The sequence below is a fragment of the Neorhizobium sp. 05N33 genome (assembly GCF_056397445.1).
The window spans coordinates 521,587-536,834 of the sequence record NZ_JBFTNK010000002.1; the positions used below are offsets into that span (position 1 = coordinate 521,587).

At 61.3% G+C, this 15,248-nt stretch carries 14 protein-coding genes; 5 read left to right on the plus strand and 9 right to left on the minus strand.

The annotated features are described in order from the left end of the window. Positions 1–9 precede the first annotated feature (9 nt). Positions 10–1,386, plus strand: a complete 1,377-nt coding sequence (gene otsA, locus AC1DLT_RS06880) for an alpha,alpha-trehalose-phosphate synthase (UDP-forming) (protein WP_247136135.1) — start codon at positions 10–12, stop codon at positions 1,384–1,386. A 103-nt stretch (positions 1,387–1,489) separates the two neighbouring features. On the opposite strand, the gene AC1DLT_RS06885 is transcribed toward otsA, so the two are convergent. Further along, entirely contained in the window at positions 1,490–2,197 is a 708-nt protein-coding gene (locus AC1DLT_RS06885; protein ID WP_477486270.1) for a glutathione S-transferase family protein, read from the minus strand. 111 nt (positions 2,198–2,308) lie between these two features. Between AC1DLT_RS06885 and AC1DLT_RS06890 the strand changes: the two genes are divergently transcribed. Both AC1DLT_RS06890 and AC1DLT_RS06895 read left to right on the plus strand, forming a co-directional pair. After that, complete coding sequence (locus AC1DLT_RS06890; RefSeq protein WP_477486271.1) at positions 2,309–3,202, plus strand: LysR substrate-binding domain-containing protein; 894 nt, start codon at positions 2,309–2,311, stop codon at positions 3,200–3,202. Between the two features lie 62 nt (positions 3,203–3,264). Continuing rightward, positions 3,265–4,209, plus strand: a complete 945-nt coding sequence (locus AC1DLT_RS06895; protein WP_477486272.1) for a threonine/serine dehydratase — start codon at positions 3,265–3,267, stop codon at positions 4,207–4,209. A 14-nt stretch (positions 4,210–4,223) separates the two neighbouring features. On the opposite strand, the gene AC1DLT_RS06900 is transcribed toward AC1DLT_RS06895, so the two are convergent. Then, positions 4,224–5,807, minus strand: a complete 1,584-nt coding sequence (locus tag AC1DLT_RS06900) for a peptide chain release factor 3 (RefSeq protein WP_477486273.1) — start codon at positions 5,805–5,807, stop codon at positions 4,224–4,226. 98 nt (positions 5,808–5,905) lie between these two features. On the opposite strand from AC1DLT_RS06900, the gene dut reads away from it, so the two are divergent. Both dut and cysK read left to right on the plus strand, forming a co-directional pair. Continuing rightward, positions 5,906–6,376 carry a dUTP diphosphatase gene (dut, locus tag AC1DLT_RS06905; RefSeq protein WP_477486492.1) on the plus strand — a complete coding sequence of 157 codons (471 nt, stop codon included), beginning with the start codon at positions 5,906–5,908 and terminating at the stop codon, positions 6,374–6,376. Between the two features lie 128 nt (positions 6,377–6,504). Further along, positions 6,505–7,473 carry a cysteine synthase A gene (cysK, locus tag AC1DLT_RS06910; RefSeq protein WP_477486274.1) on the plus strand — a complete coding sequence of 323 codons (969 nt, stop codon included), beginning with the start codon at positions 6,505–6,507 and terminating at the stop codon, positions 7,471–7,473. Positions 7,474–7,572: 99 nt separating this feature from the next. Here the strand turns inward: cysK and AC1DLT_RS06915 are convergent, their stop codons facing one another. From AC1DLT_RS06915 to ugpB, 7 genes are all read right to left on the minus strand, one after another. Beyond that, positions 7,573–9,108: a YifB family Mg chelatase-like AAA ATPase gene (locus tag AC1DLT_RS06915; protein WP_477486275.1), complete on the minus strand. Its 1,536-nt coding sequence runs from the start codon at positions 9,106–9,108 to the stop codon at positions 7,573–7,575. A 195-nt stretch (positions 9,109–9,303) separates the two neighbouring features. Beyond that, positions 9,304–10,254 carry a glutathione synthase gene (gene gshB, locus AC1DLT_RS06920; RefSeq protein WP_477486276.1) on the minus strand — a complete coding sequence of 317 codons (951 nt, stop codon included), beginning with the start codon at positions 10,252–10,254 and terminating at the stop codon, positions 9,304–9,306. A 74-nt stretch (positions 10,255–10,328) separates the two neighbouring features. Beyond that, positions 10,329–10,832, minus strand: coding sequence for a cupin domain-containing protein (locus AC1DLT_RS06925; protein WP_477486277.1), 504 nt, complete (start codon positions 10,830–10,832; stop codon positions 10,329–10,331). A gap of 107 nt (positions 10,833–10,939) precedes the next feature. Beyond that, entirely contained in the window at positions 10,940–12,040 is a 1,101-nt protein-coding gene (locus AC1DLT_RS06930; protein WP_038548531.1) for a sn-glycerol-3-phosphate import ATP-binding protein UgpC, read from the minus strand. A gap of 1 nt (position 12,041) precedes the next feature. Beyond that, positions 12,042–12,890: a sn-glycerol-3-phosphate ABC transporter permease UgpE gene (gene ugpE / locus AC1DLT_RS06935; RefSeq protein WP_038548528.1), complete on the minus strand. Its 849-nt coding sequence runs from the start codon at positions 12,888–12,890 to the stop codon at positions 12,042–12,044. Positions 12,891–12,899: 9 nt separating this feature from the next. Beyond that, positions 12,900–13,784, minus strand: a complete 885-nt coding sequence (gene ugpA, locus AC1DLT_RS06940) for a sn-glycerol-3-phosphate ABC transporter permease UgpA (RefSeq protein WP_477486278.1) — start codon at positions 13,782–13,784, stop codon at positions 12,900–12,902. 77 nt (positions 13,785–13,861) lie between these two features. Further along, positions 13,862–15,184 carry a sn-glycerol-3-phosphate ABC transporter substrate-binding protein UgpB gene (gene ugpB / locus AC1DLT_RS06945; RefSeq protein ID WP_247031575.1) on the minus strand — a complete coding sequence of 441 codons (1,323 nt, stop codon included), beginning with the start codon at positions 15,182–15,184 and terminating at the stop codon, positions 13,862–13,864. Between the last annotated feature and the right edge of the window lie 64 nt (positions 15,185–15,248).

Here is a 15,248-nt window from a genome sequence, read left to right on the forward strand (position 1 = left end):
GACAATATCTTGAGCCGACTTGTCGTCGTTTCGAACCGTGTCTCCCTGCCGCAGAAGAGCGGCGATGCTCCAGCCGGCGGGCTGGCTGTCGCGCTGCAGGCCGCTCTGGAGGAGCACGGCGGCATCTGGATGGGATGGTCCGGCAAATCCAGCGGCGCGAAGGAGCCGGCGCCGCTCGACATGCAGCAGCACGGCAACATCACCTATGCGCTCACCGATCTCACCAAGACGGACGTCGAGGAATATTACCACGGGTTTGCCAACCGGGTGCTCTGGCCGATCTGTCATTACCGGATGGATCTTGCGGAATATGGACGAAAGGAGATGGCCGGGTACTTCCGCGTCAACCGCTTCATCGCCCATAAATTGGCACCGCTCATAGAGGACGACGACGTCATCTGGGTGCACGACTATCACCTGATCCCGCTGGCTGCGGAATTGCGCCAGATGGGCCTCAAGAACAAGATCGGCTTCTTCCTGCACATTCCCTGGCCGCCGGCCGACGTGCTCTTCACCATGCCCGTCCACGAGGAGATCATGAAAGGGCTGTCGTATTACGATCTTGTCGGGTTCCAGACAGACCATGACCTTGCCAATTTCGTCGGCGGGCTTGTGCGAGAGGGCATCGGTGACGCACTCGAGGGCGGGAAACTGACCTCCTATGGGCGCACCTTCAAGGGCGGCTACTACCCGATCAGCATCGAGACGGCGATGTTTGCGGAATATGCGAAGAAGGCCGCGAGCAACGTCATCGTGCGCAAGGCCAAGCAGAGCATCGAAGGGCGGGACCTGATCATCGGCGTCGACCGGCTGGATTATTCGAAGGGCATCACCCAGCGGATCGATGCCTTCGAACACTTCGTCAAATCCAACCCTGCCCATCATAACCGCGTAACCTATCTACAGATCACGCCGAAATCTCGCTCCGAAGTGCCGGAATACGAGCAGATGCAGCGCATGGTGGCCGAGCAGGCAGGCCGCGTGAACGGTGCGATCGGCACGGTCGACTGGGTACCGATCCGCTATATCAACCGCTCGATCGGCCGGCCCGTTCTGGCAGGCCTTTATCGGCTCGCCAAAATCGGGCTCGTCACGCCGCTTCGCGACGGCATGAACCTGGTCGCCAAGGAATATGTGGCGGCCCAAGATCCGGACAACCCGGGCGTTCTGGTGCTGTCGCGCTTCGCGGGTGCTGCGCGGGAACTGCGTGGGGCGCTGCTGGTCAATCCCTATGACATCGAAGGCACGGCAAACGCGATCGCGCGCGGCATCAACATGCCGATTGAAGAGCGCAAGGAGCGCTGGGGCCGGATGATGGAGCATCTCCTCGAATACGACGTGACACGCTGGTGCGACGACTTCCTCAAGGACCTCACCGCGGCGTAAGTTCGTTGAACCCCTAAGGATCAAATCCGAGTATCATTTCAGACAAGCACCTCAGGTCGCGGCGCCCACCAGGGACGCCACGACTGCGCATGGATATCGGCGATCACGCCGCCTGCTTCAAAGACCCGAGCGCTTCATCGAGGCTCACATGGCCAAGGAACTGGCCGCTCGTCCGCGCCTCTTCCTGATATTCGATGGCCCAGGCGAACTGCACCGCCGGGTCCTGCTGCAGGCGCTCGTAAAGCGCGTTGAGCGCCGGAAACTGCGTCCGGTCGACGACCCTGTGGAAATCGTTCCAGCGAGCGATGCCCGCGAAATAGGCGTCCGCAAAGCTCTTCTCGTCGCCGAGCAGCCATTCGTGGCCGCCAAGGAGCTTTTCGAGCTGCGCATGCGCCTTTTCGACCTTGGCGATACCATAGGTGCGAAGTGCCTGGTTGGCCTGCGGGTCGAGTTCATGCTCCGCTGTGTGCCAGAGCGGGCCGAAGGCGTTGAAGAAAGCGGTATTGAGGAAGGCCAGCATCTGGTTCATCCGGTCGAATTTTTCCGACTTCGGATCGAAACCCCAGCCCTTGCCCACCGTGCGCGCGGCGATGTGATTGAGGATCGCCATGCTTTCGCTCATTACCCGGCCGTCCGGCAGCATCAGCGACGGTGTTTCGCCGATCGGATTGACCGGCTTGTAGACGTCGCTCGAAACCACGCTAGGCATTTCGATCCGGCATAGCCGATATGGCGCGCCGGTCCATTCGAGCGCGACGATCGAGCCGAAGGAACATCCTTCCGGTACGCCGTAAAACAGGATCGGTATCATTTTCATACTCCTTGGATTGAAATTTTGAGGCCCCGGCAATATGAATTTGTGGACGCTGGCGCGGTAGACACCAATTTTCCGCCTTTAAGTCTACAGGTATGGAAGCTGAGAATGACTTTGCCCAACCTCAACGATCTCTATTTCTTCGTGCAGGCAGTGGAGCATGGCGGCTTTTCCGCGGCAGGCCGCCGGCTCGGCGTGCCGAAATCCACCGTCAGCAAACGCGTGGCGGAACTCGAGGACCGGCTCGGCGTGCGGCTGATCCAGCGGACATCCCGCAGTTTCTCGCTGACCGACCTCGGCCGGGATTTCTTCCGGCACGCGCAGGCATCGGTGATCGAGGCGGAGATGGCGGAAACCATCGTTCGCACCCATCTCGGCGAACCGAGCGGCATCGTGCGGATGACGGCCGCGGTGCCGACCGCGCAATTCGTACTCGCCGATCATCTTGCCGAGCTTTCGACCCGTTATCCCAAGCTGCATCTTTCGCTGCATGTCAGCGACCGGTTCGTCGATATCGTTCAGGAGGGTTTCGACATCGCGATACGCAGCCATCAGGCGCCGCTGCCGGATTCGACACTTCTGCAGAAGAAGCTCGCGGTGCACTCTTTCTTCGTCGTCGCCTCGCCGGATTATGTTCGCATCCATGGCGAACCCCTGCGGCCGGAAGATCTCGCCGGACACAGGGCGGTCACCGCCGGCCCTACAGATACGGTCTGGAAGCTGGCCTCCGGGGATGGCGAAGCGGTTGTGGTGACACCTCAATCTGTGCTTTCCGCCGACGAGCCGATGGTGATCATGAAGGCGACGATGACAGGCCTTGGCCTGACCTGCCTGCCGACTTCCGTCTGCCGCGAGGCGCTTGCCGAGGGCAGGCTGATCCGCCTGTTGCCCGATTGGACCGCCGGCAGCATCACCACGACGATCCTGATGCCGCATCGACGCGGGCAGCTTCCGGCCGTGCGCGCCGTGGTCGACTTTCTCAGCGAACGGATAGGCGCCTAAAGGGACTTTTCTTTCGGCGTCTTGGCGGCTACCCATGGCCGTTCCATTCCCAAGAGGCCATCATGTCGATCGAACATACCGTCACGCCCGAACGTATCGCGGAAACCGAAACGCTCATCCGTCCGCATATCCGCCGCACGCCGGTGATGCGCGTCGACATGCGGGATTTCGGCGGGGCACCGCTGCCGGTCGACCTGAAGCTCGAGCTGCTGCAGCATTCCGGTTCGTTCAAGGCGCGCGGCGCCTTCACCAACCTTTTGACGCGCAATGTCCCGGCAGCAGGCGTCGTCGCCGCGTCCGGCGGCAATCACGGAGCGGCCGTCGCCTACGCAGCGATGAAGCTCGGCGTACCAGCGCATATCTTCGTGCCGAGCGTGGCCTCGCAGGCGAAGATCGACCTCATTCGCTCCTATGGCGCGGAACTGGTGGTCGGCGGCGATCGCTACAATGATGCATTGGCCGCGAGCCAGACCTATGTGGCGACGAGCGGGGCAATCGCCGCCCATGCTTATGACCAGGTGGAAACCCTGCTCGGCCAGGGCACGCTCGGCAAGGAGATCGAGGACGACCTGCCGGAGATGACGACGCTGCTGGTCGCTGTCGGCGGTGGCGGGCTGATCGGCGGCATCGCCTCCTGGTTCCGCGGACGGGTGAAGATCGTCGCGGTGGAATCCGACGGTGCGCCAACCCTTTACGAAGCCTTCAAGGCGGGTCACCCGGTGGATGCGCCGACCGGCGGCATCGCCGCGGATTCGCTTGCGCCGAAACAGGTCGGCGAACTGATGTTCCCCGTTGCCCAGAAATTCCTCCAGCCACCGATCCTGGTGACCGACGATGAGATCCTCGCCGCTCAGAAGGCACTGTGGGCCGGCGCCCGTATCGTTGCCGAGCCCGGCGGCGCTGCGGCCTTCGCCGCCCTGCTTTCCAGCAAATATGTTCCCGGCCCCGACGAACGCGTCTGCGTGCTGGTCTGCGGTTCCAACACGACGGCGGTCAAGTTCGGCTAAAACACAGGATGGTATCAGGCCGCCTTGGCGACCTGATATTCCTTGATCGCGACCATCTTGATCGCTGGAAAACGCTCCGACTCGTAGCGCAGCGAGAAGCTGTCCTGCGCCAGGAAAACCGGATCGCCATCGAGATCGCGGGCAATATCGCCGCGTTTTACCGTCAGGAACTTGTCGAGATCCGCCTGATGATCGGCCGAGATCCAGCGGCAGATCGAAAAGCGCGACATTTCGAAGGAGACCGGCAAGCCGTATTCGCCCTGCAGACGTTCCTTCAAGACGTCGAGCTGCAGCGCGCCGACGACCCCGACGATGGCCGGAGAGCCGTCTTCCGGCGAGAAGAGCTGCACGACGCCCTCTTCCGCCATCTGCTGCAGCGCTTCCTTGAGCTTCTTCGCCTTCATGGCATCCTCCAGCCGCACGCGGCGGAGGATTTCCGGCGAGAAGTTCGGCACGCCCTGGAACACCAGTTGCTCGCCTTCGGTCAGCGTATCGCCGATGCGCAGCGTGCCGTGGTTCGGGATGCCGACCACATCGCCGGCATAGGCAGTATCGGCCAACTGGCGCTGGGATGCGAAGAAGAACTGCGGCGCTGTTAGCCCGAGCTGCTTGCCCGTGCGCGACAGCCGCGCCTTCATGCCGCGTTCCAGCTTGCCCGAGCAGATGCGCGCAAACGCGATACGGTCGCGATGGTTCGGGTCCATGTTCGCCTGGATCTTGAAGACGAAGGCCGTCATCTTGTCGTCGGTCGCGTGCACGGTGCGGATGTCCGCCACCTGGTCGCGCGGCGGAGGGGCGAAATCGCCCAGCGCATCGATGAGATCGCGCACGCCGAAATTCCGCAAAGCCGAACCGAAGAAGACCGGCGTCATGTGGCCTTCGAGGAAAGCCTTGCGGTCGAACGGCCGGCAGGCCTCGATCGCCAGTTCGGTCTCTTCGACGAAGGCGGCACGTTCGTTTTCCGGCAGGCGGTCGGCAACGCTCTGGGGTCCGTTGACAGGCGTCGCCTTTACGTCCGTATCCGAGCCGCGAACCGTGTTGTCGGCCAGATTATAGGAGCCGCAAAAAGTCTTCGAACGGCCGATCGGCCAGGTGATCGGAGCGGTATCGAGCGCCAGCTTTTCCTCGACCTCGTCCAGGATCTCGAAGGGATCGCGGCTTTCGCGGTCCATCTTGTTGATGAAGGTGATGATCGGAATATCGCGCATGCGGCACACTTCGAACAATTTCAGCGTCCGCGGTTCGATGCCTTTTGCGGCGTCGAGGACCATGACCGCGGCATCCACCGCCGTCAGCGTGCGGTAGGTGTCGTCGGCGAAGTCTTCGTGGCCGGGCGTATCGAGGATGTTGAAGACGTTGCCGTCATATTCGAAGGTCATTACCGAGGTGACGACTGAGATGCCGCGTTCGCGCTCGATCTTCATCCAGTCGGACCGGGTCTGGATACGGTCCTTCTTCGCCTTCACCTCACCGGCGAGCTGGATCGCGCCGCCGAACAGCAGCAGTTTTTCGGTCAGCGTCGTCTTGCCCGCGTCCGGATGGGCAATAATTGCGAATGTGCGGCGGCGGGAAACCGCCTCGGCAATCGTTTCGGGCATTTTTTCTAGATCCTTTACGTTGCCGCGTATCTAACGACTCCGTGGATAACTTTCAATTCGTGTTTGACCGGAGCGACCGTGGGTCGACAAATGATATGATGAACGTTCACGCTCCCTCCTCGCCGAAGCTCAATCTCGTCCGCCTCCCGCACGGCGCCGGCCTCGATCTGCCGGCCTATGAAACCGCCGGCGCTGCCGGCATGGACCTGCGCGCCGCCGTCGAGGACGACATGCCGCTGACGATCGCACCCGGCAAAAGAGCACTGGTACCGACAGGCTTTATTTTCGAAATTCCGGAAGGTTTCGAGGCGCAGGTGCGGCCGCGCTCAGGCCTTGCCTTCAAGAACGGCATCACCTGTCTCAACACGCCGGGCACGATCGACAGCGATTATCGCGGCGAGGTGAAGGTGCTGTTGATCAATCTCGGTGACGAGGATTTCATCATCACCCGCGGCATGCGGATCGCGCAGATGGTGATCGCGCCGGTGACACAGGCTCGGGTAACCGAGATTACGGAAACCTCGACGACGGCACGCGGTGCCGGTGGCTTCGGCTCGACCGGCCTTTGAACGCAAAGGCGTTTCGTTCCCGACCACTTCCGGGAACAAAATTTCCATTTCTCTTTCCGTCCGGTTCCGCCTTGCTGGCATTCGTGGGGAACACGCCCTAACTTCTCTCCAAACTCAGGGAGAGCACCATGCCAGAGACCAGAAAGCCGGGCCGCGGCCGAATCTATTCCTCGATCACCGAAACCATCGGCGACACGCCGATCGTGCGCCTCGACAAGCTGGCCAGGGAAAAGGGCGTGAAGGCCAATCTTTTGGCCAAGCTCGAATTCTTCAACCCGATCGCATCCGTCAAAGACCGTATCGGGGTGGCGATGATCGAAAGCCTGGAGGCTGAAGGCAAGATCACGCCCGGCAGGACGACGCTGGTTGAACCTACGTCCGGCAATACCGGTATTGCGCTGGCCTTCGCAGCCGCCGCCAAGGGCTACAAGCTGATCCTCACCATGCCGGAAACCATGTCGATCGAGCGCCGCAAGATGCTGGCCCTGCTCGGCGCCGAACTGGTGCTGACCGAAGGCCCGAAAGGCATGAAGGGTGCGATCGCCAAGGCGGAAGAACTCGCCGCTTCGCTTCCGGATGCAGTCATCCCGCAACAGTTCGAAAATCCGGCCAACCCCGAAATTCATCGCAAGACGACGGCCGAGGAAATCTGGAACGATACCGACGGCAAGATCGACATCTTCGTCTCCGGCATCGGCACCGGCGGCACGATCACCGGTGCCGGCCAGGTACTGAAGGAGCGCAACCCGGCACTCAAGATCATTGCCGTCGAACCGGAAGAATCGCCGGTCCTCTCCGGCGGACAGCCCGGGCCGCACAAGATCCAGGGCATCGGTGCAGGTTTCGCTCCGAAGATCCTGGACACGCACATCTATGACGAGATCATCACCGTCAACAGCGGTGAGGCGATGGAGATGGCCCGCCTGGTGGCCAGGCTCGAAGGCGTACCGGTCGGCATCTCCTCCGGCGCGGCGCTGCAGGCCGCCATCGAAGTCGGCAGCCGCGAAGAAAACGCCGGCAAGACCATCGTCGTCATCATTCCATCCTTCGCCGAGCGTTATCTGTCGACCGCGCTTTTTGAAGGGTTGGGGAATTAGTGGTAGTGGGTAGTGGGTAGTGGGTAGTGTCGGGCAAAGCGGGCGGCATACAAGCTGCCGAGCTCCATCCACTAATCACTACCCACTATTCACTCGCTCTCACGCCGCGGCCGTCGCCAGCCGTTCGCCGGCCATGCGATAGGAAATCGCCTCAGCGAGATGGAGGCGGCCGACGGTATCCTTGCCGTCCAGATCGGCGAGCGTGCGGGCGACCTTCAAAATGCGGTGGTATCCGCGGGCCGAGAACTTGAGCTTTTCGGCCGCATCCCTGAGCAACTGGAGACCACCGGGATCGGGTTCGGCGATCTTCTCGATCAGGGCCGTCGAGCAGCGGGCATTGGTGAGCACGCGCGGATAACCGGCCTGTTCGAACCGCTCCCGTTGCCTGTCACGCGCAGCCGCCACGCGCCTGGCGACATCCGCGCTGCTTTCCGCCGGCCTCGGGCGAATGAGATCTGCAGCGGACACGGCCGGCACGTCTATGCGGATATCGATCCTGTCCATCAGCGGCCCTGAAATGCGCCCCTGGTAGTCCGACATGCATTTTGGTCCACGTGCGCAGGAATGGCCGGGTTCGCCCGCCATACCGCAGCGGCATGGGTTCATGGCGGCGACGAGCTGAATACTGGCGGGATAGGAAACCCGGTGGTTGGCGCGGGCGATAATGCATTCGCCGGTCTCCAGCGGCTGGCGGAGCGCGTCCAGCGCCTGCGGAGAGAATTCCGGGAATTCGTCGAGGAACAGCACGCCGTGATGGGCAAGCGATGCCTCCCCGGGCCTGGCGCGCAGGCCACCACCCACCAGCGCTGCCATGGTGGCCGAGTGATGCGGCGTGCGGTAAGGCCGGCGGTCGGAAAGCTTGCCGCCGGAAAGCTGGCCGGCGATCGAATGGATCATCGACACTTCCAGCAGTTCGGCGGCTGAAAGCGGCGGCAGGATCGACGGCAGCCTAGCGGCAAGCATGGATTTTCCGGAGCCGGGAGGGCCGACCATCAGGAGATTATGACCGCCGGCGGCGGCGACTTCCAGCGCCCGCTTGGCGGTTTCCTGACCTTTGATGTCGACGAGATCCGGCAAATTGGCAGGCAAGGCGCGGATTGCCGGCTGTGGACGCGAGATGACCTGGGTGCCGCGGAAATGGTTTGCGAGCGCGATCAGGCTGCGCGGCGCGATGATATCGATATCGGCCCCTGCCCAGGCGGCTTCCGCGCCGCTGTCGGCCGGGCAGATCAGACCCTTTCCCAAGGCGTTTGCGGCGATTGCCGCCGGAAGTGCGCCGGCCACGGGCGCAAGCGTGCCGTCGAGGTTCAGTTCTCCGAGCACGACATAACCGGTGAGCGCATCTCCGGGAACGGCGCCCAGTGCCGCCATCAGGGCCAGCGCGATGGGCAGGTCGAAATGCGATCCTTCTTTCGGAAGGTCGGCCGGCGCCAGATTGACGGTGATCTTCTTCGGCGGCATGGCAAGGCCCGAGGCATGCAACGCCGCCTGCACCCGCTCGCGGCTCTCGGCCACCGCCTTGTCGGGCAGGCCGACGATATGCATGTTGATTTTTCCGGGTCCGACCATGACCTGCACATCGACCGGAACGCCTTCTATGCCCTGGAATGCAACCGTGCTGACGCGCGAAACCATATCCACCCCGCCCCTAACTTCATGTCCAGGACGCCAGCGATACACGCTTTCCGTGCCAGGAATTGCAATCTGGCATGGAAATAAGAATGAAACAAGAACATTAATCGAACAACTTCACGCATCCGCTGCAAGCGGGTTGCAGGCGGTTGTATCGTGAGAACAAAGGCGAACCGTATCCGAAACGCCCTGCCTCCATCAGGCGCGTTTTGCCTCGATTGCATCCCAGAGGAGGCTTGCGACGTCGGCGCCGCCGAACTTCTTGACTTCGCGGATGCCCGTCGGGGATGTGACGTTGATCTCGGTCATGTAGTCGCCGATGACATCGATGCCGACGAAGATGAAGCCGCGTTCGCGCAGGGCGGGTCCGATGCGGGAGCAGATTTCCTTCTCGCGCGGCGTGATCTCGGTCGCCTCGGCGCGGCCGCCGACATGCATATTGGAGCGGCTGTCGTGTTCGGCGGGAACCCGGTTGATCGCGCCGACCGGCTCGCCGTCGACCAGAAGGATGCGCTTGTCGCCCTTGCGCACGGCCGGCAGATAGGCCTGGGCGATATAGGGTTCGCCGCGATACATCTGGCCAAACATTTCGAGCAGCGACGTGAAATTGCGGTCGTCGCGGGCGGAATGGAAAACCCCGGCGCCGCCATTGCCGTAGAGCGGCTTCAGGATGATATCGCCCATCTCCTCTCGGAAGCGGGCGATTTCGCCCGGATCGCGGCTGATCAGCGTTGCCGGCATCAAATCGGCAAATTCGGTGACGAAAATCTTCTCCGGCGAGTTGCGCACCCAGGCGGGGTCGTTGACGACAAGCGTTTTCGGGTGGATGCGCTCGAGCAGATGGGTCGAGGTGATATAGCCCATGTCGAAGGGCGGATCCTGGCGCAGGTGAACGACGTCCATCTCCGACAGATCGATGAGCTCCTTGTCGCCGAGCGTGAAATGATCGCCCTTGACGTCGCGCACCTGCAGCGGTTCGACGGCAGCGAAGATCTTGCCGTCGCGCATGGTCAGGCGGTCGGGGGTATAGTGAAAGAGTTTGAAGCCACGCGCCTGCGCTTCGAGCGCCATGGCGAAGGTGGAATCGCCGGCAATGCTGATGCCGGAGATATGGTCCATCTGAAACGCGATCTTGCGGATTTTCGCCATGACTTCAGCCCCCTAGGATTGGCCCGCCTGATGTAGGATGGCGAGCCCCCAAAGGCAACTGCAATCGGCCAATATCACGCGGAGATGCCGACCTGCGTCTTTGCCCGCAACATGTTGCGCAGGCGGAAAAGCATGGCGATCGGCTTCGGGAAAGGCCGGCGGATGAATGCTACCTTTTTCAGATAGTTGTCGATGCGCCAGGTGGCCCAGGTCCGGCCCTTGAAATAGCCGACATCGCCTGCCGTCAGCGTGCGCTGCGTGCCGTCATCGGCAGTCACATGCACCTCGCCTTCGAGGATCACCACCGTCTCGTCCCAGTGGAAATACCAGCGGAACTCGCCGGCCGTGCATTCCCACACGCCGGTCGTGGCGCAATCGTCTTCTGCGGTGGAGTGGGAGGCGGCACGCGCCCGCGGATCACCGGCGAGCACCCATGTGGGCTCGATCGGCATCGGCTTCATCTCCAGAGAATGCGGACAGGCACCGATGAACGCCTTAACCTTCGGCTTCTCCGGCGCGTCTGACTTATATCTGAATGCGAGTGCCGCTGCGGTCGCGGCGAGGACATGCCAACTCATCTTTCCCCCAAAAGCTGCCAATTCCGGGAAAATGTAGCGGCAAAGAGTAAGGCTGCTGTTCAGGCCGATCGTACAATTTTAACGATCGGCCTGATTTCGCGCGCTCTTCAGAGAACCGGTTCGACGGGTGCGAGCTTTGCCTCGGCCGGTACGTTGCCCGGCAGCCGCTTGCCCGTATCGAGCGAGAAGAAGTGCAGGCGCTTGGCATCGACGGCGATGCGCATTTCCGCAGAGAGCGCAATCTCCGGCGAAACGGCGGCAGTGATCTGCTGATCGCCGACGGTGCCGTGGATCAGGCGCTGGGCACCCAGTTCCTCGGTATATTCGAGGCGGAAAGGCAGGGCCTCTTCGTCGTCGCGCGCGATGCGCAGATCCTCAGCGCGGACGCCGACGGTAACGGCGCCCGAAGTCGGCGCGAAACCGTTGAGGCTGATCATCGCCGGGCCGATCGCCAGCTTGTCGCCATGCAACTCCCCCCTGACGAGGTTCATGGCCGGCGAACCGATGAAGCTTGCCACAAAGGTAGAGGCGGGTGCGTGGTAAACTTCCAGCGGCGCACCGATCTGCTCGATCTCTCCCCCGTTCAGAACGACGAGGCGGTCGGCGAGCGTCATGGCTTCGAGCTGGTCGTGGGTGACGTAGATCGACGTGGTGCCGAGGCGGCGCTGCAGGCGCTTGATTTCGCCACGCATGGAAACGCGCAGTTTCGCATCGAGGTTGGAGAGCGGCTCGTCGAACAGGAAGGCTGCCGGCTTGCGTACGATGGCGCGGCCCATGGCGACGCGCTGGCGCTGGCCGCCGGAAAGCGCGCGCGGCTTGCGCTCCAGATACTGGGTGATCTCCAGCATGCGGGCCGCTTCAGCGACACGCGCGTCGATCTCAGCCTTCGGCGTACCGCGGTTCTTCAGACCGTAGGCCAGGTTGTTATACACCGTCATATGCGGATAGAGCGCGTAATTCTGGAACACCATGGCGATATCGCGCTCGGCCGGCTCGACCTCGTTGACGACCCGGCCGGCGATTTTCACTTCGCCCGCGGAAATGGCTTCCAGCCCCGCGACCATGCGCAACAGCGTGGACTTTCCGCAGCCAGACGGACCGACAAGGACGATGAACTCGCCATCGGCTATGTCGATGGAGACGGAGCTTACCGCCTTTACGCCGCCGGTATAAACCTTTGAAACCTCTGAAATGTGAATGCCAGCCATGTTATTTCTCCGTTTCAGTAAGCCCGCGGATGAACAACCGCTGCATGAAAACCACGACGAGGATGGGGGGAAGCATGGCGAGTACGGACCCTGCCATGACGAGTTGCCACTCGATGACGCCGTCCTGCGCCGTGACCATGCGCTTCATCCCCATCATCAGCGTGTAATAACCGGGGTCGGTGGTCACCAGGAGCGGCCAGAGGTACTGAACCCAGCCATAGATGAAGAGGATGACGCATAACGCGCCGATATTGGTGCGCGAGAGCGGCAGCAGAATGTCCCGGAAGAACTTCATAGGGCCGGCTCCGTCCACACGGGCCGCTTCCAGAAGTTCGTCCGGGACTGTCATGAAGAACTGACGGAACAGGAAGGTCGCCGTGGCCGATGCGATCAGCGGGACAGTCAGACCGGCCCAGGAATTCAACATGCCGAGGTCGGCGACGATCTTGTATGTCGGCATGATGCGCACCTCGACCGGCAGCATCAGGGTGACGAAGATGATCCAGAAAGCCAGTAGCCGGAAAGGAAACCGGAAATAGACGATCGCAAAGGCGGAAAGGATCGAGATGGCAATTTTTCCGACCGTGATCGTCAACGCCATGATCAGAGAGTTCAGCGCCATGTGCGAATAATTGGGCAGGCCGTGAGCGGCAGCGGCACTCGTCAGAATGGTCGAATAGTTCTCGATGAAATGCGAGCCCGGCAGAAGCGGGACCGGCCCGCTCATCAGCGTCGAGACGTCATGGGTCGACGCCATGATCGCGACATAGACCGGCAGCGCGACCACCAGAAATCCCAGGATCAGGAATGCGTGGGTGAGGAAAGTCAGGAAGGGGCGGTTTTCAACCATGATCGTTCCTCAATACTGGACGCGGCGTTCGACGAAGCGGAACTGAACAAAGGTCAGCAGCATCACGATCAACATCAGCAACACCGACTGCGCCGAGGACGAACCGATGTTCAGACCGACGTAACCGTCCTGATAGACCTTGTAGACGAGCGTGGTCGTCGCCTGCGCGGGCCCGCCGCCCGTCGTGGCATCCACGATCGGGAAGGTGTCGAACATCGTGTAGTTGACGTTGATGATGAACAGGAAAAACGTCGTCGGCGACAGAAGCGGCAGAGAGATGGTGAAGAAGCGCCTCACCGGGCCCGAACCGTCGATCGCGGCGGCCTCGATCAGCGACTGCGGCACCGACTGCAACCCGGCCAGGAAGAAAAGGAAGTTGTAGGAGATCTGCTTCCAGGCTGCCGCAATGATGATCAGGATCATCGCATGCGTGCCGTTGAGATCATGGTCCCAGCGAATGCCGACGCGCTCAAGGAAAAAGGGCAGCAGACCGGTGGATGTATTGAAGAGAAACCACCACAGGACGCCCGCCACGACAGGGGCGACGGCATAAGGCCAAACCAGCAGGGTGGTATAGATTCTGGCGGATCGCGTCACGCGGTTGACCGCGGCCGCGAACGCAAGGCCGAGCATCATCGAAAGGATGGTTACGGACACCGCGAATACGGCGGTGTGCCAAAGTGCATCCAGATAGTTCGGGTCCTCGATCAGCTGCCGATAATGGGTCAATCCGACGAAAACGGTAGAGAAACCAAAGGGATCTTCCCGCTCGAATGAAGACTTCACTGCCTGCGCGGCAGGCCAGATGAAGAAGACGAGCGTGATAGCGAGCTGGGGCGCGAGCAGCAAATAGGGCAGCAGGCGGTTATTGAAGGTTGTTCTTTTGGTATCCACCGTTCCCTCACCACAACGTAATAAGCAAGCAAGGGAGGGCCGGCGGTAGCCGGTCCTCCCTGCGGAGATCGGAACGATCAGTTCGAGTTGGCCGCCTCGAATTCACGCAGAAGCGCATTGCCGCGCTGCACTGCGCTGTCGAGCGACTGCTTGGCGTCCTTCTTGTTGGCGAGGAGTGCCTGGAACTCCTCGTCGATGATGGTGCGGACCTGGGTAAAGTTGCCGAACCGCACGCCCTTCGAATTTTCCGAGGGAGTACCGCGAGTGATCTGCTTGATGGCGATGTCGGAGCCGGGGTTCTTTTCGTAATAGCCCTGCTTCTGGCCGAGTTCGTAAGCAGCATTGGTGATCGGCAGATAACCGGTGAACTGGTGCCAATCAGCCTGGACATCCGGCTTGGAGAGATAGCTGAAGAACTTGGCTACACCCTTGTAGGTCGCCTTATCCTTGCCGTTCAGCACCCAGAGGGTGGCGCCGCCGATGATGGAGTTCTTCGGCTCCTTGATCTCATCGTCGTAATAAGGCAGCGGAGCGAAGCCCGGCGTGAAGTTCTTGGCGTTGTTGATGACCCCGGCGCGGCCTGCGGAGGAGTTCATCGTGATGGCGCATTCCTGCGAATAGAACATGGTCGCCGCCTGGTCGCCACCGACCGGGCCACCATACTTGAACAGGCCTTCGTCCTGCCACTTCTTCAGGTTTGCCCAGTGCTTGACCTGCAGAGGACCGTTGAAGGTGAATTCGGACTTCACGCCACCGAAACCGTTCTGCAGCGTGCCGAAAGGCTTATCATGCAGCGCCGAAAGGTTTTCGGTCTGGACCCAGGTAATCCAAGCCGAGGTGAGGCCGCACTTGGCAGCGCCGGAGGAAACGATCTTCTTCGAGAACTCCTCGACTTCCTTCCAGGTCTTCGGAGCAACTTCAGGATCAAGGCCGGCCTTTTTGAAGACGTCCTTGTTATAATACATGATCGGAGTGGAGGAATTGAAGGGCAGCGACAGGATGTTGCCCTTCGTATCGGAATAGTAGCCGGTAACCGGAGCCAGGAATGTCTTGGTGTCGAAGGGTTCGCCTTCGTCCGCCATCAGCTTGTAGACAGGATAGACGGCGCCCTTGGCAGCCATCATCGTGCCGGTGCCAACTTCGAAGACCTGGACGATAGCCGGTTGCTGGCCGGCGCGGAACGCGGCGATCGCGGCGGTCAACGTTTCCGGATAACTTCCTTTATAGACCGGAACGACTTTGTAGTCGGACTGGCTCTCGTTGAATTTCTGAGCGATTTCTTCAAGCTTCTTGCCGAGTTCGCCACCCATGGCATGCCACCAGGTGACTTCCGTCGCAGCAAGCGACGACGTTGCCGACAGCGCGACCGCGAATGCGGCCATTGAGAGTTTTCTCAACATTATTATTTCCTCCACCTTGATTGGTGTCGGCCCCCAAATAGGGTCCTCCCATGACACCACCGTT